We start from the raw sequence: 21,542 nt of genomic DNA, 5'->3' as shown, positions 1-21,542 counted from the left end.
GGCCCGGTCGTTATACTCTGCGCGCATGAAGAAACGCCTGCACCCTGAATCCTTCCCGACCCTCGAGCACTTTGTCGGCAACACGCCGCTGGTGCGCCTGCAGCGCATGGCGGCGGATCTGCCGTCCACCGTGCTGGTGAAGCTCGAGGGCAACAATCCCGCCGGTTCGGTCAAGGACCGGCCCGCGCTGAACATGATCCAGGCGGCCGAGCGCCGCGGCGACATCCAGCCCGGCGATACCCTGATCGAGGCGACCAGCGGCAATACCGGCATCGCGCTGGCGATGGTCGCGGCGATGAAGGGCTATCGCATGATCCTGGTGATGCCGGACAACATGTCCGCCGAGCGCCGCGCGTCGATGAAGGCCTTTGGCGCCGAGCTGGTGCTGGTCTCGCGCGAGGAGAGCATGGAGGGCGCGCGCGATCTGGCCGACCGCATGGAGGCCGAGGGCAAGGGTCGGGTACTGAACCAGTTCGGCAACCCGGACAACCCCGAAGCCCACTACATCGGGACCGGGCCGGAGATCTGGCGCGACACCGAGGGCACGGTGACCCACTTCGTCTCGGCGATGGGGACCACCGGCACCATCATGGGCGTGTCGCGCTATCTGAAGGAGCGCGATCCCAGTGTGCAGATCGTCGGTGTGCAGCCCACTGAGGGATCGTCGATCCCCGGCATCCGGCGCTGGCCGGAGGCGTACCTGCCCACCATCTTCGAGGCCTCGCGGGTCGACCAGACGGTGGATGTGACCCAGGAGGAGGCCGAGGACACCATGCGCCGGCTGGCCGCCGAGGAGGGCATCTTCGCCGGGGTCTCCTCCGGCGGTTCCGTGGCCGCGGCCCTGAAGCTTGCAGCCGCGACCGAGGGCGGCACCTTCGTCGCGATCATCTGTGACCGCGGCGACCGCTACATCTCCACCGGCGTGTTTCCGTCATGAGTGCCCCGATCCTGATCTTCGATCTCGAGACCGTCCCCGACATCGACGGCGCCCGGCGCCTGCACGACTTCGAGGGCCTGAGCGATCACGAGGTGGCCGAGGCGCTGTTCGCCCTGCGCCGGGCGCAGGCCGGCACGGAGTTCCTGAAGCACCCGCTGCACCGCATCGTCTCCATCGGCGTGCTCTACCAGGGTGGCGATGCGCTGAAGCTCTCTGCCTTCGGGCGCGAGGGCGATGACGGCCAGGCGCCGACCGAGGCCGAGCTGCTGCGCCAGTTCTTCGACGTGATCGACAAGCGCACGCCGCAGCTGGTCAGCTGGAACGGCGGCGGCTTCGACCTGCCGGTGCTGCACTACCGCGCGCTGGTCAATGGCGTGCAGGCCCCACGCTACTGGGAGCAGGGCGACGACGACCGCGAGTTTCGCTACAACAACTACCTGTCGCGCTTCCACTGGCGCCATGTGGACCTGATGGACGTGCTGGCCGGCTTCCAGGGCCGCGCGGTCACCAGCCTCGACATGATGGCGAGCCTGCTCGGCTTCCCCGGCAAGCTGGGCATGGACGGCTCCCAGGTCTGGCCGGCCTGGCGCGACGGCCGCGCCCGCGAGATCCACGACTACGTGGAGCACGACGTGCTGAACACCTATCTGGTCTGGCTGCGCTTCGAGTACATGCGCGGCAATCTGACCGACGCGGCCCTGGCCAGCCGGCAGCAGCAGCTGGCCGAGTATCTGGAGGCCAGCGGTGCCGCACACCACTGCGAATTCCTCGACGCCTGGCAGCCGGCCGGACGCGCGGACTGATGGCACGCATTGACAAGACCCCCTTCGAGGCCACCATCGAGGAGGTCACGCTGGATGGCCAGGGCGTGATCCGCCGCGAGGGCAAGGCCTGCTTCATCCACGGGGCGCTGAAGGGCGAGCGCGTGATGGCCCAGCAGACCGGGCGCAAGCGCCGTTTCGATTCCGCCGAGGTGGTCGAGGTGCTGGATCCGGCCCCGGGTCGGGTCGAACCGCCCTGCGAGTTTTTCGGCCTGTGCGGCGGCTGCAAGCTGCAGCATGCATCGATCGAGACCCAGCGTGCGATCAAGGAGCAGGCCCTGTTCGATGCCCTGGAGCGCATCGGCCACGTGACCCCCGAGGCCCGTTTCGAGCCGCTGACCGACACCACCCTCGGCTACCGCCGCACCGCGCGGCTGGGGGCGAAGTACGTGCCGAAGAAGGGCGGGGTGCTGGTTGGCTTTCGCGAGCGCGGCAGCCCGTATCTGGCCGAGATGACCCATTGCGAGGTGCTGCACCCGGCCGTGGGGCAGCGCATCCTGGCCCTGCGCGAGCTGATCGGTGGCCTCGAGGCGCGCGACCGCCTGCCGCAGATCGAGGTGGCGGTGGATGACGACGAGCGCGTGGCGCTGATCTTCCGCAACCTCGATCTGCTGTCGGAGGCGGACAGCGCGCGCCTGTCCGCCTGGGCGGAGGGCGAGGGCATTCAGGTGTATCTGCAGCCCGGCGGCCCGGAGACGGTGGAACCGCTGGCCGGGCCGATCGAGCCACTGGTCTATCGCCACCCGGACTACGGCGTGTCGGTCCCGTTCATGCCCACGGACTTCATCCAGGTGCATGCCGGCATCAACCGCAAGATGGTCCCGCAGGCGCTGGCCGCGCTGGACCTGCAGCCGGGCCAGCGGGTGCTGGATCTGTTCTGCGGGCTGGGCAACTTCACCCTGCCGCTGGCGCGCAGCGTGACGAACGGCGAGGTGGTCGGCGAAGTAGTTGGCGTCGAGGTGGACGACGCGATGCTGGCACGGGCGCGCGCCAATGCCCGCGACCAGGGCATCGCCAACACCCGCTACGAACGCGCCGATCTGGATGACGTCGAGGCCCTGAAGAACGCCGCATGGCTGGCCGAACGCTTTGAACGCGTACTGCTGGACCCGCCGCGTACCGGCGCGGCTGCGGTAATCGAGGCCCTGGCGCCGCAGCGGATCGAGCGCATGGTGTATGTGTCCTGCAACCCGGCCACGCTCGCCCGTGACGCCGAGCGCCTGGTACATCATCATGGCTATCGCCTGGAGCGGGCCGGGATCATGGACATGTTCCCGCATACCGCCCATGTGGAATCCATGGCCGTGTTCCGGCGCGACTGACGCGCCGGCCCGACGAGCCAAGAGGGAGAGACCGAATGCTGGAGATCGTACAAGCGGGCGGGTGGCTGATGCTGCCGATCCTGCTGTGTTCCGTACTGGCCGTCGCCATCGTGCTGGAGCGGCTGTGGACGCTGCGTCGCTCGCGCGTGGTCCCGCCGCGCCTGCTGACCTCGGTGTGGGAGCAGATGCGCACCCAGGGGCTCAAGCTCGACGACATCCAGCGCCTCCGGGCCGGCTCGCCCCTGGGCGCGATCCTGGCGGCGGGGCTTGCGACCCATGACCGGGCCCGACAGATCACGCAGGAGAGCATCGAGGAGGCCGGCCGGCGCGTTGCGCATGAGCTCGAGCGCTACATGAACACGCTCGGCACCATCGCGATGATCACGCCGCTTCTGGGTCTGCTCGGCACCGTGGTCGGGATGATCGAGGTGTTCACCGTAATCACCGAGATCGGCGTGGGCAGCCCGCGCGATCTGGCTGGGGGGATCTCCCAGGCCCTGATCACCACCGCCGCCGGTATCGGCGTGGCGATCCCGGCACTGGCCTTCCACCGCTACTTCCGCGGGCATATCGACGAGCTGGTGCTGGAGATGGAGCAGGAGGCCACCAAGCTGGTCGAGGTGATCCACGGCGAGCGCGCGGCCGGCACGGCCGAGGGCGAGGCCACGGCGTGAATTTCCGTACCCCGCGACGACAGGAGGAGCCGGGCGTCAATCTGACGCCGCTGATCGACGTCGTCTTCCTGCTGCTGATCTTCTTCATGGTCTCCACGACCTTTGACCAGCACGCGGACATCGAGCTGACCCTGCCCTCGGCCGACCGCGAGGCCGAAGCGGTGGAGCGCGCCTGGATCGACATCGTGGTGGATGCCAACGGCAACTACTTCATCAACGGCCAGGAGCTGATCAATCGCCGCGCCGAGACCCTGGAGCGTGTGCTGTCCGAGACGCGCGAGGGTCGCGAGGATGACCCGGTGCTGATCCGCGCGGACGCCAACGCCAGCCATCAGTCGGTCGTGCGAGCCCTGGACGTGGTGGGCCGCCTGGGCATTACGTCCGTGTCGATCGCCACGCTGGGCGAGGCTGCCGATGACGACTGACGAGCAGCATGCGCAGCACTTCGATTCCGGCTGGACGGTCTACCGTCGCCTGCTGAGCTATGCCTTCGTCTACTGGCCATTGCTGGCGATTGCCACGGTCGCGATGCTGGGCATGGCGGCGACCGAGGCGGGCTTCGCCGCGCTGATGAAGCCGCTGATGGACGAGTCCTTCGCCGAGGGCGAGGGCCATCCCCTGGTGGCGTGGATTCCGCTGGCCCTGATCGGCCTGTTTCTGGTCCGCGGTGTGGCCGAATTCGGGTCGGTCTATGCGATGCGCTATGTCGGGCGGCAGGTGGTCAAGCGCCTGCGCGAGGAGCTGTTCGAGCGGCTGCTGCACATGCCGGTGCAGCGCTTTCAGGAGCAGAGCAGCGGCGAGCTGATCTCGCGCGTGACCTACAACGTGGAGCAGGTGGCGACGGCCGCGACCGACGGCTTCAGTACCCTGGTGCGCGACACCCTGACGATCATCGCGCTGCTGGCCTGGATGTTCTGGCTGACGCCGACCCTGACCCTGACCATCCTGATCATCGCCCCGGTGCTGGCCGTGCTGGTGCGCGTCGTCACCAAGCACTTTCGCCGCATCTCGCACCGCCTGCAGTACAACATGGGCGACGTGACCCACGTGACCCAGGAGGTGATCGAGGGCCACCGGGTGGTGCGCATCTTTGGCGGCGAGACCTACGAGCGCGGGCGCTTCGAGGACATCAACGAGCGCAACCGCCGGCTGCATATGCGCATGGAGGGCATCAAGGCCGCCTATACCCCGACCATCCAGTTCCTGGTCGCGGCAGTGCTGGCCTTCGTGATCTGGGTCGCGACCTCGGATTTCGGCGACGACACGGTCACGGCCGGCACGTTCGTCTCCTTCCTGACCGCGATGCTGCTGCTGTTGAGCCCGATCCGCCGGCTGTCGATGATCAACGCGACCCTGCAGCGGGGTATCGCGGCCGGGCAGAACATCTTCGCGGTGCTGGACGAGACGCCGGAGCGCGACACCGGCCACGTGCCGCTGGACCGCGCCGAGGGTCAGCTGGCATTCGAGGACGTGGCGTTTCGCTACAGCGCGGACGGCCCGGATGTGCTGAAGGCCATCTCCTTCGCGGTGGAGCCAGGCGAGAACGTGGCCCTGGTCGGGCGCTCGGGCAGCGGCAAGACCACGCTGGTCAATCTGCTGCCGCGTTTCTATCACCCGACCGAGGGGCGCATCCTGCTGGACGGCCACGACCTCGAGACCATCCGCCTGCGCGACCTGCGTCGGCAGATTGCCTATGTCGGCCAGAACGTCACCCTGTTCGCGGACACCGTCGCCGCCAATATCGCCTATGGGCGCCCCGAGGCGACCGAGGCGGAGATCCGCGAGGCGGCGCGCGCCGCGCATGCACTGGAATTCATCGAGCGCCTGCCCGACGGGATGCAAACCCTGGTGGGGGAAAACGGTACCCGTCTCTCCGGGGGGCAGCGCCAGCGTCTGGCGATCGCCCGCGCCCTGCTGCGGGACGCCCCGATCCTGATCCTGGACGAGGCCACCTCCGCCCTGGACAACGAATCCGAGCGCCAGGTGCAGGCCGCGCTGGATGCGCTGGTGAGCACGCGCACCACGCTGGTCATCGCCCACCGCCTTTCCACGGTCGAGGGCGCCGACCGCATCCTGGTGATGGACAACGGCCGCATCGTGGAGAGCGGGCGGCACGAGGAGCTGATCGCCCGAGGCGGGGTCTACACCCACCTGCACCGCCTGCAGTTCCGCGAGGAGGCGGGGGATGGGGGCTGATGCCGGGGGCTACGGGGATCGTCCGCTCCCGGTCTGGCGCGCGACCTGGCGGGATTACCGCCGCGGCGATGGCAGCCGGGCACGCGCCCGGCGGGGTTTCCTCACCCCGCCCGTGGATCGCGGTCGGCTGATCTGGATCAAGGCCGGCGGCAGCCCCGAGGACGTGCGCCTGGGGATCGAGCTGCTGGGTGCGGTGCGCGACAAGCGCCAGGACGTGCGCATCGTCCTGACATTCGAGCAGGATTACCCGGAGCTCTTCGAGCGCCACATGCAGCCGTTTCGCAAGGTCGGGGTGGGCTACGGCCCCTGCGACAGGCCGCGGGTGGTGCGCCGGGTGCTGCGGCGCTTTCAGCCCCACGGCATCCTGCTGGCCGGTGGCCGGGCGCCGGTCCATCTGTTGCAGGAGACCGAAGCGCCGGTGATCGCGGTGAACACCGCGCCGGCTACCGGGGCCATGTCCCCGGTGGCCTGCCACTGGCCCGTCGATCCTGTCGCCGCCGATGGCTGGCCGGCCGCCCGCGTTCGGGCGCTGGACCCGGCCGACCCCCAGGCCCGGTTCGTCGAGGCGCAGGCCGATGTGGTGCTGCGCTCGCTGGTTGGGGGCGGGGTGGAACGCCTGTGGTGGTGGCATGGCACGCCGGCGCAGTGGCCGGCCTGGCGGGCGGCCTGGGAGGCCTCCGGCTGGGGTCAGACCGACATCCTGCTGGCCAGCCTGCGCGGGGAGACGGACGCCGCCCCGTTGCCGGGTGCCGATCAGGTGGTCTCGGGCTGGGACCGGTCGGCGTTGCCGCCGGGGACCATCCTGCACCTGGATGATCGGCGCTGGTTCGCGGCCGCGGCCAGTGCCGCCCATGCAGTACATCTGGCCGCGCCGGATCGCCAGGCCCTGTGGCAGGGCCTGGCTGGCGGGGCGGCCGTGAGCCTGGGCGAGGCGCCGGCCGCGGAGGTGCCCTGCCCGGTGCTGGGCGAGCCGGCCGCGGTGCTGGCGGCCTGGCAGGCACTGCGGGACGACCCGGCCGCGCGGCGCCAGCAGGGTGACGCGGCCCGCCGGCGCTTCTGGGAGGAGCGACGCCAGGTGGATGCAAATTTCGACGCCGTACTGCAGCAGGTCTGGGACTGGTAGCCATGGGCTCGCTGCAGGCATGGCTTGGTGCCCGGCTGTGGGATCAGTGGAGCCAGCGCGGGCCGTTTGCGGCGGCGATGTTTCCGCTGTCGCTGGTGTATGCCGGGCTGGCCGAGTGGAACCGTCAGCGCCAGGAACAATTGCGGCGCGACATCACCATCCCGGCCAAGGCGGTGATCGTGGTGGGGAATCTCACGCTGGGTGGCAGCGGCAAGACGCCGATGACCGTCTGGCTGGCCAAGCGTCTGCGTGCCGCCGGGTATCGGCCGGGTATTGTCAGCCGTGGCTACGGCGGGCGCGGGGACGTCGCCGGGATTGCGGTGACCCCCGATTCCGATCCGGTGGTGGTGGGGGATGAACCCCTGCTGATCGCGCGGCGCACCGGGGTGCCGGTGCAGGTGGACCGCGACCGGGTCCGCGGGGCGCGGGCCCTGACCGAGCAGGGGGTGGACGTGGTCATCGCCGATGACGGCATGCAGCATCACCGCCTGCCGCGCGACATCACCATCCTGATGGTCGACGGCAAGCGCCGCTTCGGTAACGGGCTGTGCCTGCCGGCGGGGCCGCTGCGCGAGCCCAGGCGGGCGCGCGAGCGGGCGGATTTCGTGATCGTGACCGGGGGCGAAGCCGGCCCCGGCGAGATTCCGATGGAACTGGTCCCGGCCAGCCGGCTGCTGCGGGTGGATGGGGCCGACGAGTCACGCAAGCCCCACCGGTTTGCCCGGCGCGATGCCCACGCGATCGCCGGTATTGCCGATCCGGAGCGCTTCTTCCGTACCCTGGAGGCGGCGAAGATCGGTATCATTCGACATCCGTTTCCCGACCATCATCGCTTCCTGCCGCACCAGATCCGCTTCGACGACGAACTGCCGGTTCTGATGACCGAGAAGGATGCCGTAAAATGCCGGTCGTTTGCGCAGGACAATCACTGGTACTGGCCGATCGCGGCCCGGTTGCCAACCACTTTCGAGCCGGCGCTGCTCGCGCGTCTGGAGACCGTCAGTCGGCTCAAACACCTGGGGTAATGCATGGACAAGCGTCTGCTCGATATTCTGGTCTGCCCGGTCACCAAGGGTCCGCTGAAATATGACCGCGAGAACCAGGAGCTGATCTCGGTCTCCGCCGGGCTCGCCTATCCGATCCGCGACGACATCCCGGTCATGCTGGAGGACGAGGCCCGCGTGCTCTCCGAGGACGAGAAGGAACGCTGGCGCGAGGCCTGAGTCGCCGCATGACGGGCTTCGTCGTGGTGATCCCGGCCCGCATGGCCTCCAGCCGGCTGCCGGACAAGCCGCTGGCGGCGGTCGCCGGGCGCCCGCTGATCGCGCATGTGATCAGCCGGGCGCAGGAGAGTGCCGCGGGCCGCGTGATCGTGGCCGGGGATGACGACCGCATCCTCGCGGTCGCGCGCCAGTGCGGGGCCGAGGCCTTCCTGACCGATCCCGCGCTGCCCTCGGGCACCGACCGCATCGCCGCGGTCGCGGCCGCCGAGGGTTGGGGGGACGAGTCCATCGTGGTCAACCTGCAGGGCGATGAGCCGCTGACACCTGGACCATTGCTGGATGACCTGGCGGCCCTGCTGGCGCAGACCCCGCAGGCGGACATGGCCACCCTCGGCGTGCCCATCCGCTGCGCACAGGACCTGGCGGACCCCAACCAGGTCAAGTTGGTGACCGACCGCAGAGGCCGGGCGCTGTACTTCTCCCGTGCCCCGATCCCCTGGGATCGCGAGGCCCACCGCGCCGGGCAGGTACCGGCAGTAGAGCAGGCCACCCGCCATCTGGGGCTGTACGCCTACCGCGCCGGGTTCCTGCGGCGTATGAGCGCCGAGCCGCCGGCCCCGCTGGAACAACTGGAGCAGCTGGAGCAACTGCGTGCCCTCGACATGGGCGCGTGGATCCAGGTCGGCCGCCGTGCCGAGGCCCATCCGCCCGGCGTCGATACCCCGGAAGACCTGGACCGCGTCGACGCCTTCCTGTCCGGGCGCGCCCGCGCCTGATCCCCGCCCGCGGACTCAGTTCGAGCGCAGGCCCGCCTGCATGCTGCGCGCCAGGGCCTGGCCGTCGCGGGTCGCGGCGTCCGGGGAGGGGCTGAAGGGTTGCAGTGTGGCGATCACCCGGTGCTCGAGGGTGGTGTCACTGTTGGTCGGTTCCGGGTCGATGTAGCCGTGCTCGCCGAGCCATGCCTCCAGGCGCTCGCGCGTCGCGCTCTGGAAGCGCTTGACCGCGCCCTGCTCCAGTTCCCGGACCAGGGCCTCGGCGTCTCCGTCCACCTGCGCGGCCAGTTCACTGACCGCTTCGATAAAGGTATCGCTGATCAGGCCGGAGACCTCCAGCGCGGCACGGTCCACGGGGCGCCCGCGGCCCTGGCGCCAGGCGCGTAGCCAGGCGCGCGCGCCCTCGACCCGGGCCGCAAGCTGCTCGCGCCGCGCCGGGTCCCCCAGGAGTTCGGCATCGGGCCCGCGCAGGACGGTCTCCAGCGTGCCGATGCTGTCCACCCCCAGGGTGAGCAGCCGGTGCAGGGCGTCAAGGTCGTCGCGCAGCAGATGGAACGGGTGGATCCGCGCCGCATCCTGCCACGGGTCGATCGCGGGCACGCCGAGCGTGGTGGCGTAGTCCTCGGGGCGGGCGTCGCCCGGGCTCGGGATCGCCAGGCGTTCGGGCAGGGCCAGGTCACCGGCATCGGTGATGGCGTGCTGGGCGCCGCGCACGGCCGGCAGGTCGATGATCCGCACCGTGGCGTCCCGGGCGGACCAGTAGCGCGCATCCTCGGGCTGGGCCGTAAGATAGAAGACCTGCCGATCATCCTCCTGTGCCAGTAGCTGGAGGCTTTCGGCGACCGCGCGGAAGCGCTCGGGGTCGGCGGTGCCCAGGGCCTCGTCCAGGAACAGTGGCAGGGGCGTGCGCCCGCGTTCGGCCTCCAGCGCGAAGGCGATGCGCACGGCCAGCACGAGCTGCATGCGCGTGCCGCTGGAGAGTTCCGACAGGCCGCGGGTGTCGCCACTGGCGGTCTCGCGCGCGCCAAATGGCGTGGCCGTCTCGCCGGGGCTGAACAGCAGCTCGTATTGATGGCGCGTAAAACGCTGAAACCAGTCACGTGCCCGGCGCAGGGCAGCGGGCTGCGCGGTCTCTTCGTGCTCGATGGTGACCTGGTCCAGCAGAAACTGGCCCGCGGTGGCGAACAGGGCCTCGTCCAGACGCGTGTCCAGGGCGTCGCGGGCCTGGGCCCACCGGGCGCGCGCGGTCTCCAGTGCGCGATCCCGTCCGGCGCGGTCGATCTCGGTCTCGATGCGGGTGATTTCGCGGGTGAGCTCGTCGCGCTGCTGCGCCTGGTGTTCGCATTCGGCCAGCGCTTCGCGCAGCGCCGCCTCGGCGTCCTGATCGACCAGCGCCACCAGGTCCGGTTGTGCCTCAAGGTGACGGCTGCGATCGCCTTCGCGGGCGCGGACGTCGCGCAGCTCATCCTGCAGGCGCTGCCATTCCGGCCGCAGCCGCAGGTGTTCGCGCAGTCCCGCTTCGTCATCCTCTTCCAGCCCGGCCCGGGCGTACAGTTCGGTGACGCGTGCGCGCGTGGTGTCGGCCTCGACTTCCAGGCGCTCGAGCTCGCGCTGCGCCTCGTGCTGTTCGCGGCGTGCCTCGTCCCGATCCTGCAGGCGGCGGGCCAGCCGTTCCAGACGCTGCGCCAGGGCGTCGGCCGTGGGCTGCGCGTCCTCCGGGGCGGCCGCGTACGCGTCCAGGAACCGCACCAGGGCCGTGCGCAGTTCGTCCATACGGGCCGTCAGTTGCTCCTGCTCGCCCCGGGCCGTGGCCTCGTCGCGACGGGCGCGGTCCAGTTCCGCGCTCAGGTGGATCCAGCGCTGCAACGAGGCATCCAGACACTCGGGGTCGAAGCCGACCGCCGCGGCCGTCTGGCGCAGTTGTTCCCGAGCAGCTGCCAGCGCGTCGTGCTTCTCCTCCAGTTCACGCTCCAGCCGGGTGCGGCGTTCGGCCGCGTGGCGGTCGGCCTCGGCTGCGCGCAGTTCCCGTTCCACGGCCTCCAGGCGTTCACGCACCGCCTCCGGCGTCCAGGCCGAGGGTGGCTCGATGCCGGTATCGCGGTAACGCGCCTCGGCCGCCTGGCGCGGGACGGCGTCGTGGTTCGGTCGTGCCAGTATCCAGCCCGACCAGGCCACGGGGAGCGCCAGGACGAGGAAGCCCCAGTGGACCCACAGGGCCGCACTCCCGATGGCCGCCGCAGCTGCGGCCAGGGCCGTGATCCGCGCCGCTCGGTGCAGGACGGAGTTCGCCGGCGGGCGCGGGGCGCCGAGCCAGTGCAGCAGTTCGTCCCGTGCGCGGCGCAGCGCCTCCGGGTCGGGCCGGTCGGGGTCGGCCGCGGGCAGGCCGGCCAGTTCGTCCTCGCGGCGGCGGATCGCGGCCTGCAGCTGGCGCTGGGTTTCGAGGGCCTGTTCCGTCGTGTGGACCGCGGTCGGGTCCAGCGTCGGGACGGCAGCCGGGTCGGCGCCCAGAGCGTCAGCTGCCGAGGCGACGGCCGAACGGGCGGACTGCAGCTCGCGTGCGGCCTGGTCGGCGCGGCTCTCCAGTCCCTGCAGTTCGCGTACGCGGGCGCGCGGGTCGTCGAACGCGGCGGCTTCCAGGGGGCTTTCGGACAGTCCACTGGTATCCAGCTGGTCGCGGGCCGCATCGAGCCGGGCCTGGGCCTGCTGGCGCTCGTGGTCGAGGCGGCGCAGCGTCTTGCGCAGCTGTTCCAGGCTGTCCAGTTCGTCGCCGCGCAGCCGGGCCAGGCCCTCCGGGAAGGCCGCCAGCCGGGTCTCCAGGGACTGGCGTTCGCGGCGGGCCTCCAGCAGCTCCAGGGCGCGTTCGTACTGGGCGGCCGCGTCGCTGGCCCGCTGTGCGTCCTGGCGCTGCGCCTCCAGTTCGGCGAGACGTTGTTCGTCCTCCTGCAGGGCGCGCTGTTCGCGCGTGCGCTGGCGCAGCTCCTGCTCGGCGGTGGCCAGGGCCTGTGCTTCGTTGCGGGCATGAGTGGTCTTCAGGGCCAGGGCGGGGTCCGCGCGCAGGGCGGGGAGGTCGTAGCCGCCGGCCAGTTCGCGCGCCAGCCAGTCGCCGATCGCCCGTTCGGTCGCGTGGTCCGCGGCCAGCAGGTCCTCGATGTGCAGGGTGTAGCAGTCGATGAAACGATGATCCGGCAGCGGCGGCGGGTCGTTGCGCTGCCCGTCACGCAGCCAGTACAGGTCGGTGCCGACGCGCTGCGCCTCGAGCCGGCCCTGTGCGTCGTTGAAACGGGCCGCGACCTGCACGCCCCTGTTGCGCTGTTCCTGTGGATAGAGGGCGGCGCGCAGGCCGCGCAGCAGGCTGGACTTGCCCGAGGCGTTGGGGCCGACCACGACGTTCACGCCCGGTCCCAGGGCCTCCAGCCGGAAGCCCGGATGGATGCCGGGGAGGCGGTGGATGTCCAGGGATTCCAGCTTCACTGGTCGCCCTCGCGCTGCAGCAGCAGGCGGTCCAGTGCGTGCAGGGCCGCGGCCTCCAGGGTCGCCGCGAGCGCGGTGTCATCCGGGGCCTCGCGCCCCAGCGCGCGGTAGTGCGGGGCGCGGGTTACCTCGGCGAGGGGCTCGCGCGCGGCGTCCAGCAGGGCGCGGCGCGCCTCGCTGTCCGCCCCCTGCAGCAGCAGAAGCTTGCGCGCGAGCAGGGCGGCCGGGTCATTCCCCGCGGCCAGCGCCTCGAGATCCACGGCCGGCTGGGCCTCCAGGCGCCAGTCGTGGACGAAGTACAGGCGATCGCCCAGGGTCTGCACCGTGACGCGCGGATCGTCCGCATGCAAGACACGCTCCAGTGCCGCGCGCTGGTCGCTGCGGCCGGTGAATCGCAGCCGGCAGCCGACCGCCCGTGGCCGCTGCGGCCATTGCTCGATTTCGGTGTGCAGGCGTTCCAGGGCCTCGGTTACGCGGTGATGGATGTCCGCGGCGACGTCCAGGCCGTCGACCGGGATCTCCAGGGTGTCCCAGTACAGCGGTGCCAGCGGGACCTGCTGGATGGAGAGCGTGCCGTTCGCGGCCAGTTCCAGCTGCCAGGGGCCGTGGCGCCCGGGCTCGCCCGGGTCCATGCCGGTCAGGGAGCCGAGGTAGCCCATCGGGCGTGGCGCGGCGAGGGCGTCGGGGCGGTGAATATGGCCGAGCAGCCAGGCCTCCGCCGGGGCCGCCTCCAGCGCGCTGCTGCGCACCGGTGCATGCGGGCTGCGCATCTGGTCACGATCGCAGTGCAGCAGACCGAGGGTGGGGCAGTCGACGGGCTCGGGAAAGCCGGACTCCAGTGGGCTTTCGCTGACGCGGGCCTGCGGGAATGACCAGCCCGCGATACGCGCGCGGCCGCCCTCGCGGCCCTGAAGCTCGCGGGTCTCCCACTGACCACCGGCGCCCAGCAGCTCGAACGCCGGCAGGGCCTGCGCGAGGCGCGGGAGCACCTGGACATCATGGTTGCCGGCGACCCCGAGTACGCGGATGCCGGCAGCGGTCAGGCGCTGAACGCCTTCGCGCAGGTCGCGGTAGGCCTCGAAGAAGTCGTCCTCCTGTTCCACCACGTCGCCGGCCAGCAGGACGGCGTCGACCGGCTGTTCCAAGGCGTAGTCGACGCTGCGCCGCCAGGCCGCCGCGGGGCCGAGCGCCGCAATGCCGACCGCGTCATCGACCGCGGGCGGGATGCGCGAGGGCTGGCGGCCCAGGTGGATATCGCCCACGCACAGGAGCTTCATGGGCGCAGGGAGGCAGTCGGGATCATGGCGGCAGTTTGGAAGAATCGCGGGGCAAAGCCAATCCCGGATCGCTGGATGGGCCCGCATCCCATGGGTCTCCCCCCCTGTAGGAGGCCAGCCCCCTGGCCGATGGGGAGCTGATGAACACCGAATCGGCCAGGGGGCTGGCCTCCTACGGAAGGCGGTGCAGGGTCAGGTGGGGATGCCGAGTTGGCGGGGCAGCTGGCCGAGACGCCCGAGGGTCAGGCAGGGGCGCGGCTGGCCGTGCTCCCAGGGCAGGGACGCCGGGTTGAACCAGGCGGCGCGAAAGCCGGCCTGCAGGGCACCGAGGACATCCGCGGTGCTGTCGTCGCCAACGTGCAGGATGGCGTCGGGTTCGACTCCGGCCTGCTCGCGGGCCTGGTGGAAGATGCGCGGGTCGGGCTTCGCCGCACCCGCTTCGCCTGCGGCGATGGCGAAGTCGAAGTGCCGCCCGAGGGGGGTGCGGAATACGTCGGCATTGCCGTTGCTGATTGCGCCCAGACGGAAGTGGCGGGCCAGGGTAGTCAGCACGCCCGCGGCCTCGGGGTAGGGCGTGACCTCGTTGCGCGCCTCCCAGAACACCTGGAAGCCTTCACCCGACAGACGCTCCGGGCAGCAGCCACAGGTCTCGGCCAGTTCGCGCAGCCAGCGCTTGCGCAGGCGGGTCAGGTCGTGGCGCTCGTGGTCGGGGGCCGCGCGCATGAAGGCCGTGCGGGACTGGATCAGGGCGTCTGGATCAAAGCGTTCGCAGACCGCGGGGGCCTGTTCCCGCAGCCAGGCGTAGAAGCGCGCCTCGGCGTGGTGGATGACCGGCATCACCGGCCACAGGGTGTCGTCGAGGTCGAACGTCAGGCAGCGGATGCGGGTCGGGTCGAGTGGATGTGACCGGGACGGTCCGCTGATGGGGGAACGGTTCATCCACGCAAGGGTAGCGCGGGCACCGCACGCAGCGGTTATATGGCCGATGTCGTTGGGGATACTTCGGGCGTGGCGGACTGATAGGGTGTTTCCTTCGGACAGCAAAGCCGACTCGAGGAGGTGGTTCGGGATGCGACAGCAAGGGGATGCGGCCGTCTGGCCGCGCTACAGCCTCGCGCAGCGGGTGTTGCACTGGCTGGTGGCCGTGCTGGTGCTGGGGGCGCTGGGGCTGGGCGGGACCATTGGCTGGTTCGGCTTCGAGGGTCTGCAGGCGCGCTTTGGCGAGGCGGCGACCAACACGCTCTATACCTGGCACAAGAGTTTCGGGGTGCTGATTCTGGTCTTGATGCTGGTGCGGATCGGACTGCGCCTGCGGCGCGGCAAGCCGGAGTATGCGGTCGCGCTGGCTCGCTGGCAGCGGATGGGTTCCGAGGCCGTGCACGGGCTGTTGTACGTCTTGCTGATCCTGATGCCGGTGATCGGGTGGTGGGCGACCGCGGCCGGTGGCTACCCAGTGCAACTGGGGCCGCTGATCCTGCCGGGCCTGTTCCCGGAGAACGAGGCGTTGTCGGAGACGCTGTTCGCCTGGCATCAGGCCCTGGGCCGGGTGACCCTGATCCTGGTGGCGGGACATGTGGTTGCCGCGTTCTACCACTGGCGCATTCGCCGCGACGGGGTGATGCAGCGCATGACCTTCGGGCGAGGCCGATCCTGATCCCGGCATACCGATGACGCGGTGGCTGCTGACGCTGGTGGCGCTGAACGCGGTCCTTCTGGGGCTGGAGATTCCGCGTCATGCGGGGCTCGCGCCGTACGGGCTGGCCTGGGAGGCCTTCGTGCTGGTCGGCCTGTTCGCACTGTTGCCGGCGGGCCGGCTTGCGCGGGGGCTGGCCTGGCTCGTTGCTTCGGTGCTCCTGATCCTGGTGGTGCTGGCGTTGTTCGATGCCCTGACCCGCGCGAGCCTGTCCCGACCGTTGAACGTGGTGCAGGACTGGGTGCTGCTGGACGCCGTCTACCGCCTGGTGACCGGCAACTTGGGCGCGCTGGCGACCGGGCTGCTGGGGATTTTACTGGTGACCCTGCTGGTGGCGGTCATCTGGGGAGCCGGGCGGGGGCTCGGTGCCCTCGCGGCGCCTGCGGGGGGCGGTCGTCGTGTTCCGCTGGCCATCGCCATCGGGGCGTTTGGCGTCGGTCTGGGGGGCGTGCTGGCAGCCGAGCGCGGAGCAGCACCCCCGGGAACGGCTGCGCCGGGTATGGCGATGATCCAGCAGCAGGTCGCGGCGGGGCGGTCGGCCCTTGCCGAGAACCAGCGCTTTCGTGCCCGTCTGGAGGCGACCCGCGAAGAGGCCGCTGCGGCAGCCCTTCCGGGGCTCGCGGGGGTCGACGTGATCCTCGGGCTGGTGGAGTCCTATGGCGTCTCCGCCGTTTTCGACGCGCGCTACGCGCCGGTCATCGTGCCCGCGCTCGACCGGCTGGAAGAGGACCTGGAGGCCGCGGACCTGCACGTGGTGAGCGGCGTACTGGAGGCGCCGATCGCCGGCGGCCAGTCCTGGCTGGCCCATGCCTCCCTGCTCTCCGGCCTGCAGGTGCGCTACGCCGGGCATTACGAGGCGCTGCAGGACGCGCCGCGGGACACCCTGGTGCAGGACTTCGTGGCGACTGGCCATCACACGGCGATGTTGTCCCCGGCCATCCAGCTCGACTGGCCCGAGGGACGCTGGTTCGGCTGGGATCGGATCGTGGACAAGCATGGCTTTGACTACGCCGGCCCGCCGTTCTTCTGGGTGACCATGCCGGACCAGTACACCTGGTCGTTCTTCGAACAGCAGGTTCGGTCGCCTTCCGATGCACCGGTGTTCGCGATGCTCGCGCTGGTCAGTTCGCATGCGCCGTGGACCCCCATCCTGCCGGTCCTGGAGGACTGGGAGGGCATCGGGGATGGTGAACGGTTCCACGAGTGGGCGGGGAGGGGGCCGGAGCCGGAGGTGCTCTGGCGCGACTTCGACCGGGTGCGCGATTTCTACGCGGAGTCGGTGCGCTATTCGCTGGAGGTGACCGGGGACTATGCGGCCCGCTATGCGGACGAGGACACGCTGTTTTTCCTGCTGGGGGACCACCAGCCGGCGGCGTTGATCACCGGGCAGGACGCCAGTTGGGCGGTGCCGGTGCATGTGATCTCGGGCGATCCAGAGTTGCTGGAGCCGTTCCGCGCGCGCGGCTTTGTGTCGGGGATGCAGCCGCCGTCCGAGTCTGCCGAAGACGGGTTTGATGCCCTGCGAGGTTGGCTGCGCGAGGCGTTCGGCGCGTCATCCGAAGTGGACGGGTGACGCGGCTTGTCCGCCGTCGGCCGAGCACCTCGGTTGCCCGGCCCCATCAAGACCCTGGTTCGGCATCGGGTGTATCCGGGGACTTCGTTCAGCCGCATGCCCTTCTGTGGCTGGTCCTGGTTCGTCCTCCGGTGTTTACGTGCCTTCGGTCCACATACTGCCGTGCGCTGACTCGCCAGCGCGCCCCGCCCGTTTTTGATCAACAACTGGCTTTCTTGCTTGCCCAAGAAAGCACCCAAAGAAGGGCACCCGGATTTCGCCCGGGAACCTTGCTCCAGGGTCCTCGGGCCGGCGGCGCTGAACTCGCTATGCTGCGCTTCGCTCAGACACCCAGCGCCCCGAATTTATAGAAAACGGGCCGGCCCGAGAACCCTTCCGCAAGGGGCTCTATACGGGAAGCGAAGGTCAAATCCGAACAAATCCCCACCTTTATGCCTAACCATAGGCAACGCCGTCCGAAAGCCCCTGGCGCCCGCTGCGCGGGCGCGGCAAGCAACGGCCGAAGGCCGAGCGTGCCCAAGATGTGCGAAGACCTTGCCATCCTTCACTGGCACGACCGTCGGGACGGCTGTTGTCTTGACCTTGAACCCCCGTTGTCGTCGCGCCGAGTGGAGAGGGTTTTCGCGGGGAAAAGGCGCTGGATGTCTGAGCGGAGCCGCAGGCGCAGCGAGTTCAGCGCCGCCCGCGAAAACCCTCGGAGCGAGGGAAACCCAGCCCGCGCAGCGGGCCGGGGTCGCGGCAGTCGGGCGTGTTTCTTGGGTACTTCTTTGCACGAGCAAAGAAGTACCTCGGGGCGCGCTGGCGAGTCAGCGCCTGGCAGGTGGCCGGACGAAGGCACCATAAACACCGGATGCCGAACCAGGCCTAGCCAACAATCGGCGGTACGCGGACCGAAGGCTCGTAAACACCGGATGCCACTCCAGGACCAGCCACCACGAGGCAGGCGGCGGGTAGAAAGCAAGGAAAGGTAGGAACCCGAAGAAAACCGGCTCCCGCGCTAGCGATGGCGGAAGCCGGTGGGCCTAGAAGTTTTCGGTGGAGGTGAACAGGCCGACGCGGAGGTCGTGGGCCTCGTAGATCGGGCGGCCGTCGACCTTGACGATGCCGTCGCCGATGCCGAGGACCAGCTTGCGCGAGATCACCCGCTTCATGTCGATGTGGTAGGTGACCTTCTTGGCCGTCGGCAGGACCTGCCCGGTGAACTTGACCTCGCCCACCCCCAGGGCGCGCCCGCGTCCCGGATTGCCGAGCCATGCGAGGTAGAAGCCGACCAGCTGCCACATGGCGTCGAGGCCGAGGCAGCCGGGCATCACCGGGTCGCCGGGGAAGTGGCAGGCGAAGAACCAGAGGTCGGGATTGATATCCAGCTCGGCGATCATCTCGCCCTTGCCGTACTGGCCGCCGTCGCTGTTGATCTCCAGGACCCGGTCCATCATCAGCATGTTGGGGACCGGCAACTGGGCGTTGCCCGGACCGAACATGTTGCCGTAGCCACAGGCCAGGAGTTCGTCGCGATCGTACTGATTCTTCTGCATGGGAGCGCCGCTCGGGGAAAAGGCCGGTATTGGACCGAAACCCGCGCCCAAAAGCAATTACGGCGGGATTCGGCGGTGCGCCGATGGTCCCGGGGGTGGGGCTGATTAGGTTGTCCTCGGAACGTCCTGGGACAACCTGTCGAGAGCTCTGCGTGCCCCGGATCAGGCGTCGGAGGGATACCGTAGCAGTTCCGCGAGGGTGAAGAAGCGGTCGCCGCGCAGGTAGCCGGCCTGGATGTCGGCGATCAGGGCGCCGGGGCGGCCCTGATCGTCGTGCTCGGCCACCCACGCGGTCGGGACCGTATCCAGGATGTGGGTACAGGCCAGGCGCCCGTCTTCCAGGTGGCTGGCGCGAACCTCGCCGGTGCGGCGGTTGCGGAAGGCCGGGAGCCAGCCGGCGGTGAAGCCGGCGTCGAGCCAGGCGGGGTTCTCGGTGCGGGCCGGTTCGGGTGCCGGCATGAGGTCGAGGCTGAGCATCGCGAGGTCTCCGGGGATTTAATTCGGGTATCGGCGCGGGCGCGGCAAACTTGAGCGTGATTGGCCCGGCGTGGAGACGGGAACCGGAACGATTCGACATAATCAGGTAACCGGTTGGTGGGGCCCGGAGTTGCGCCCGAGGTGGCGGGCGCGGACCATGCCTGAAAGAACAACAAGCGAGGGGGAGTCGTGGCCGTCACTGTAATGCTGTGGGTGCTGGGGATCGTGGTCGCAATCGTGGTGCTGGACCTGGCACGGCGGCCCTTGCGCCGCCTGCTGGTGGGGCTGACCGGCGGCGTGACACGCCTGACGTGTGCCCTGCGGCGGCAGGTGCTGCATCTGCGCGACGCGACCCAGCGCTGGCACCACGCCCACCTGGCTCGGCTGGAGGCCGAACGCGTTCATGTGGCGGTCCATGCCCTGGAGCGGCGTTACGCTCGCCTGGTGGGCCACGATCTGGCCGAGATCCCCGATCTGCGCCAGCAGGTTCACGAGACCCTGCGCCAGCTGGAGGATGCCTATGCCCGCGACGAGGGGCGTCTTTCCGCCGAGCCCGGCTGGGTCAGCCGCCTGGAGGCGCTGGTCAGTACGCCGGTAAGTGAAAGCCCGCAGGGGCAGCGCCTGGCGCAGGACATTCAGGAAACGGTGTTGCGGATTGCACGGCTCGGCATGGAGGAGCACCGACAGATGGCGCGTGGCCTGCTGTCGGCGCGGCGACGCCTGGAAGCCCCGTTGCACGAATTGACCGGGCGCCTGGAGCAGGTACAACGGCGCCTGGCCGACCTGCAACGCCAGGGCGAGCGCCTGGATAACGGTCTGGCGAACTGCGAGAACCGGGACCATCCGGCGCAGCGGCACCTGCCCGCGTATGCCCAGGCCGGCAGTCAGTGGCTGCTGGGTGCGGCCGGGCTGGTGCTGACCGCGGTGGCCGTGGTGGTGTACCAGCGGCTGTTCGATCCGGCCCTGGGGACGCAGTTTCCGGCCTCGCTGGAGGCCGGCGGGGTGGCCTTCCCGAATCTGGTGGTGGCGACCCTGCTGGGGGCCGCGGCGGTCGCGGGCTGGCTGCTGGCCGAGGCCCGCGGCGTTTCCCGTCTGCTGCCGCAGGCGATGATGGACGGCAGTGAGGGCGTGCGCCGGGCACTGGTGGTGGTGGCAGGCCTTGCGCTGGCCGTGCTCGCGCTGATCTCCGCGCTGGGCGGCTTTCATCTGGAGTGGGTGGCGTATCGTCAGGAGTTGATGGAAACCCTGCTGGCCGGGGGCGAGGCGCTGCCGCCGACTCTGAACCTGTTCGAGCAGTCGGTGGGCGCGGTTCTGGGCCTTCTGGTACCCCTGATCGTCGCGCTGGCGCCGATCTGGCTGGTGGGGGTGCTGCAGGCGACTCGGGTCATGCTGGGCGGCCTGCTGACGCTCGTGCTGGCGGTGCTGGCGGGTATCCTGTACCTGCTGGCGGTCGCGGCGGCGCAAGTGCGGCGTCTGCTGCCGGTGGCATTTGATCTGATCACGTTCCCCTCGCGGGCCGTGCGTGAGCGGTTCGCTTAGGAAACACTGATCTCAGTGTTTCCCCGGACGCCCGGGAGCCGGAATGTGAACTCGATCAACCCCCGGTACGGCTTTGCGTGCGCTGCTTTCTGCCCCCTGTAGAATGCGGCGCCGGAGATCCCGGCGAATCAAGAGATGGCAGCAGAGATGACAATGAAAGGGTGGTCGATGCGCTCGATGGCGCTGATTCTGGGTAGCGTGATGCTGGTGGCCTGGAGCGGGGCGGCCGCGCAGCAGACCCGCTATGTCAGTGAGGAACTCGAGGTCGGCGTGCGGGGCGGCCCCTCGAACCAGAACCGCATTGTCAGTGCGGTGCGCGCCGGGCAGCCGCTGACGGTGCTGGAGGCATCCGGCGATGGCTGGAGCCGGGTGCGCCTGCCCAGCGGCAACGAGGCGTGGATCCTGACCCGCTATCTGCAGGACGAGCCGCATTCCCGCGAACGCCTGGCCGAGGTCGAGGCCGAACTGGCCGAGATCCGTTCCGGTGCGGATGATCAGGAGGGCCGGATCGCGGAGTTGCTGGACCGGCGCAACGAACTGACGACCGAGCGAGATGAACTCCAGGCCCGGATCGCGGATATGGAGTCGGAACTGGAAGAGCTGCGGGATATCGCGGAGCGGCCGCAGGAGATTCAACGCGAGAACCGCCGGCTGGAGCAGGAACTGATCGAGTCCCGCGATTCGGCCGACGAGTATCGGCGTCAGGTCGAGGTGATGCAGGCCGACAGCCAGCGCAAGTGGTTCATGACCGGGGCCCTGGTCACCGTGGGTTCGGTGATCCTGGGCATTATCCTGACGCGCATCCCCACGCGCAGGCGGCGCAGCGACTGGGTCTGACCGGCAGCGCGTTTCCCGGAACGGTCCGCGCGAGGAACATCACGTTTCTTGCGCGGTCCCACCCAAGTCAG

The 21,542-nt window shown here is 69.9% G+C and carries 20 protein-coding genes; 14 read left to right on the top strand and 6 right to left on the bottom strand.

Going from position 1 to position 21,542, the window contains the following annotated elements; all coding sequences use genetic code 11:
• The first annotated feature begins 25 nt into the window (after positions 1-25).
• The 10 genes from cysM to kdsB are packed head-to-tail and all read left to right on the top strand — an operon-like array spanning position 26 to position 9,072.
• Positions 26-937, top strand: a complete 912-nt coding sequence (gene cysM, locus C996_RS0107965) for a cysteine synthase CysM (protein WP_018866926.1) — start codon at positions 26-28, stop codon at positions 935-937.
• A complete protein-coding gene (locus C996_RS0107960) occupies positions 934-1,740 on the top strand; it encodes a 3'-5' exonuclease (RefSeq protein ID WP_018866925.1) in 807 nt (268 codons plus the stop codon). Before cysM ends, C996_RS0107960 begins: the two co-directional genes overlap by 4 nt.
• The gene (gene rlmD / locus C996_RS0107955) at positions 1,740-3,080 is read left to right on the top strand and encodes a 23S rRNA (uracil(1939)-C(5))-methyltransferase RlmD (RefSeq protein WP_018866924.1); all 1,341 of its coding nucleotides are present in this window, start codon (positions 1,740-1,742) and stop codon (positions 3,078-3,080) included. Before C996_RS0107960 ends, rlmD begins: the two co-directional genes overlap by 1 nt.
• Before the next feature lie 35 nt (positions 3,081-3,115).
• On the top strand, positions 3,116-3,754 hold the full coding sequence (locus C996_RS0107950) for a MotA/TolQ/ExbB proton channel family protein (protein WP_018866923.1): 639 nt from the start codon (positions 3,116-3,118) through the stop codon (positions 3,752-3,754).
• Positions 3,751-4,179 carry a biopolymer transporter ExbD gene (locus C996_RS0107945; RefSeq protein ID WP_018866922.1) on the top strand — a complete coding sequence of 143 codons (429 nt, stop codon included), beginning with the start codon at positions 3,751-3,753 and terminating at the stop codon, positions 4,177-4,179. The genes C996_RS0107950 and C996_RS0107945 overlap by 4 nt, the downstream gene beginning before the upstream one ends.
• The gene (gene msbA / locus C996_RS0107940; RefSeq protein WP_018866921.1) at positions 4,169-5,950 is read left to right on the top strand and encodes a lipid A export permease/ATP-binding protein MsbA; all 1,782 of its coding nucleotides are present in this window, start codon (positions 4,169-4,171) and stop codon (positions 5,948-5,950) included. The genes C996_RS0107945 and msbA overlap by 11 nt, the downstream gene beginning before the upstream one ends.
• Positions 5,940-7,073 (top strand): glycosyltransferase N-terminal domain-containing protein, encoded by a 1,134-nt coding sequence (locus C996_RS0107935; protein WP_018866920.1) that lies wholly within the window; start codon positions 5,940-5,942, stop codon positions 7,071-7,073. Before msbA ends, C996_RS0107935 begins: the two co-directional genes overlap by 11 nt.
• A gap of 2 nt (positions 7,074-7,075) precedes the next feature.
• On the top strand, positions 7,076-8,098 hold the full coding sequence (lpxK, locus tag C996_RS0107930; RefSeq protein WP_018866919.1) for a tetraacyldisaccharide 4'-kinase: 1,023 nt from the start codon (positions 7,076-7,078) through the stop codon (positions 8,096-8,098).
• A 3-nt stretch (positions 8,099-8,101) separates the two neighbouring features.
• Positions 8,102-8,296 (top strand): Trm112 family protein, encoded by a 195-nt coding sequence (locus C996_RS0107925; RefSeq protein ID WP_018866918.1) that lies wholly within the window; start codon positions 8,102-8,104, stop codon positions 8,294-8,296.
• Between the two features lie 8 nt (positions 8,297-8,304).
• Positions 8,305-9,072 (top strand): 3-deoxy-manno-octulosonate cytidylyltransferase, encoded by a 768-nt coding sequence (gene kdsB / locus C996_RS0107920; RefSeq protein WP_018866917.1) that lies wholly within the window; start codon positions 8,305-8,307, stop codon positions 9,070-9,072.
• 15 nt (positions 9,073-9,087) lie between these two features.
• Here the strand turns inward: kdsB and C996_RS0107915 are convergent, their stop codons facing one another.
• From C996_RS0107915 to C996_RS0107905, 3 genes are all read right to left on the bottom strand, one after another.
• Positions 9,088-12,540, bottom strand: a complete 3,453-nt coding sequence (locus C996_RS0107915) for an AAA family ATPase (RefSeq protein ID WP_018866916.1) — start codon at positions 12,538-12,540, stop codon at positions 9,088-9,090.
• Positions 12,537-13,817, bottom strand: coding sequence for a metallophosphoesterase (locus tag C996_RS0107910; RefSeq protein ID WP_018866915.1), 1,281 nt, complete (start codon positions 13,815-13,817; stop codon positions 12,537-12,539). Before C996_RS0107910 ends, C996_RS0107915 begins: the two co-directional genes overlap by 4 nt.
• A gap of 192 nt (positions 13,818-14,009) precedes the next feature.
• Complete coding sequence (locus tag C996_RS0107905) at positions 14,010-14,756, bottom strand: HAD family hydrolase (protein ID WP_018866914.1); 747 nt, start codon at positions 14,754-14,756, stop codon at positions 14,010-14,012.
• Positions 14,757-14,886: 130 nt separating this feature from the next.
• Between C996_RS0107905 and C996_RS0107900 the strand changes: the two genes are divergently transcribed.
• Positions 14,887-15,471 (top strand): cytochrome b, encoded by a 585-nt coding sequence (locus C996_RS0107900; protein WP_018866913.1) that lies wholly within the window; start codon positions 14,887-14,889, stop codon positions 15,469-15,471.
• A 13-nt stretch (positions 15,472-15,484) separates the two neighbouring features.
• Positions 15,485-17,083: a hypothetical protein gene (locus C996_RS0107895; RefSeq protein ID WP_018866912.1), complete on the top strand. Its 1,599-nt coding sequence runs from the start codon at positions 15,485-15,487 to the stop codon at positions 17,081-17,083.
• Positions 17,084-17,405: 322 nt separating this feature from the next.
• Here the strand turns inward: C996_RS0107895 and C996_RS14785 are convergent, their stop codons facing one another.
• From C996_RS14785 to C996_RS0107885, 3 genes are all read right to left on the bottom strand, one after another.
• Positions 17,406-17,624, bottom strand: a complete 219-nt coding sequence (locus tag C996_RS14785) for a hypothetical protein (protein WP_081619670.1) — start codon at positions 17,622-17,624, stop codon at positions 17,406-17,408.
• Positions 17,625-18,105: 481 nt separating this feature from the next.
• Positions 18,106-18,618 (bottom strand): 3-hydroxyacyl-[acyl-carrier-protein] dehydratase FabA, encoded by a 513-nt coding sequence (fabA, locus tag C996_RS0107890; protein WP_018866911.1) that lies wholly within the window; start codon positions 18,616-18,618, stop codon positions 18,106-18,108.
• A 162-nt stretch (positions 18,619-18,780) separates the two neighbouring features.
• Entirely contained in the window at positions 18,781-19,095 is a 315-nt protein-coding gene (locus C996_RS0107885) for a hypothetical protein (protein ID WP_018866910.1), read from the bottom strand.
• A 204-nt stretch (positions 19,096-19,299) separates the two neighbouring features.
• Between C996_RS0107885 and C996_RS0107880 the strand changes: the two genes are divergently transcribed.
• Complete coding sequence (locus C996_RS0107880; RefSeq protein WP_018866909.1) at positions 19,300-20,634, top strand: hypothetical protein; 1,335 nt, start codon at positions 19,300-19,302, stop codon at positions 20,632-20,634.
• Between the two features lie 135 nt (positions 20,635-20,769).
• Positions 20,770-21,471, top strand: coding sequence for a TIGR04211 family SH3 domain-containing protein (locus tag C996_RS0107875; protein WP_026279248.1), 702 nt, complete (start codon positions 20,770-20,772; stop codon positions 21,469-21,471).
• Positions 21,472-21,542 lie beyond the last annotated feature (71 nt).

The organism is Thioalkalivibrio sp. ALE25 (assembly GCF_000377285.1).
In the GTDB taxonomy this organism is placed as follows: Bacteria; Pseudomonadota; Gammaproteobacteria; order Ectothiorhodospirales; family Ectothiorhodospiraceae; genus Thioalkalivibrio.
Note: the sequence above shows the minus strand (reverse complement) of the source record. Positions and strands in the feature narration are given on the sequence as shown.

Coding starts and splice junctions, on each gene's coding strand:
- C996_RS0107925 (WP_018866918.1), top strand. CDS start 8,102: ATGGACAAGCGTCTGCTCGATATTCTGGTCTGCCCGGTCACCAAGGGT.
- rlmD (WP_018866924.1), top strand. CDS start 1,740: ATGGCACGCATTGACAAGACCCCCTTCGAGGCCACCATCGAGGAGGTC.
- C996_RS0107950 (WP_018866923.1), top strand. CDS start 3,116: ATGCTGGAGATCGTACAAGCGGGCGGGTGGCTGATGCTGCCGATCCTG.
- fabA (WP_018866911.1), bottom strand. CDS start 18,618: ATGCAGAAGAATCAGTACGATCGCGACGAACTCCTGGCCTGTGGCTAC.
- C996_RS0107935 (WP_018866920.1), top strand. CDS start 5,940: ATGGGGGCTGATGCCGGGGGCTACGGGGATCGTCCGCTCCCGGTCTGG.
- lpxK (WP_018866919.1), top strand. CDS start 7,076: ATGGGCTCGCTGCAGGCATGGCTTGGTGCCCGGCTGTGGGATCAGTGG.
- C996_RS0107910 (WP_018866915.1), bottom strand. CDS start 13,817: ATGAAGCTCCTGTGCGTGGGCGATATCCACCTGGGCCGCCAGCCCTCG.
- C996_RS0107880 (WP_018866909.1), top strand. CDS start 19,300: ATGCTGTGGGTGCTGGGGATCGTGGTCGCAATCGTGGTGCTGGACCTG.
- C996_RS0107875 (WP_026279248.1), top strand. CDS start 20,770: ATGGCAGCAGAGATGACAATGAAAGGGTGGTCGATGCGCTCGATGGCG.
- C996_RS0107900 (WP_018866913.1), top strand. CDS start 14,887: ATGCGACAGCAAGGGGATGCGGCCGTCTGGCCGCGCTACAGCCTCGCG.
- C996_RS0107885 (WP_018866910.1), bottom strand. CDS start 19,095: ATGCTCAGCCTCGACCTCATGCCGGCACCCGAACCGGCCCGCACCGAG.
- msbA (WP_018866921.1), top strand. CDS start 4,169: ATGACGACTGACGAGCAGCATGCGCAGCACTTCGATTCCGGCTGGACG.
- C996_RS0107895 (WP_018866912.1), top strand. CDS start 15,485: ATGACGCGGTGGCTGCTGACGCTGGTGGCGCTGAACGCGGTCCTTCTG.
- C996_RS0107905 (WP_018866914.1), bottom strand. CDS start 14,756: ATGAACCGTTCCCCCATCAGCGGACCGTCCCGGTCACATCCACTCGAC.
- C996_RS14785 (WP_081619670.1), bottom strand. CDS start 17,624: ATGGCAAGGTCTTCGCACATCTTGGGCACGCTCGGCCTTCGGCCGTTG.
- cysM (WP_018866926.1), top strand. CDS start 26: ATGAAGAAACGCCTGCACCCTGAATCCTTCCCGACCCTCGAGCACTTT.
- kdsB (WP_018866917.1), top strand. CDS start 8,305: ATGACGGGCTTCGTCGTGGTGATCCCGGCCCGCATGGCCTCCAGCCGG.
- C996_RS0107960 (WP_018866925.1), top strand. CDS start 934: ATGAGTGCCCCGATCCTGATCTTCGATCTCGAGACCGTCCCCGACATC.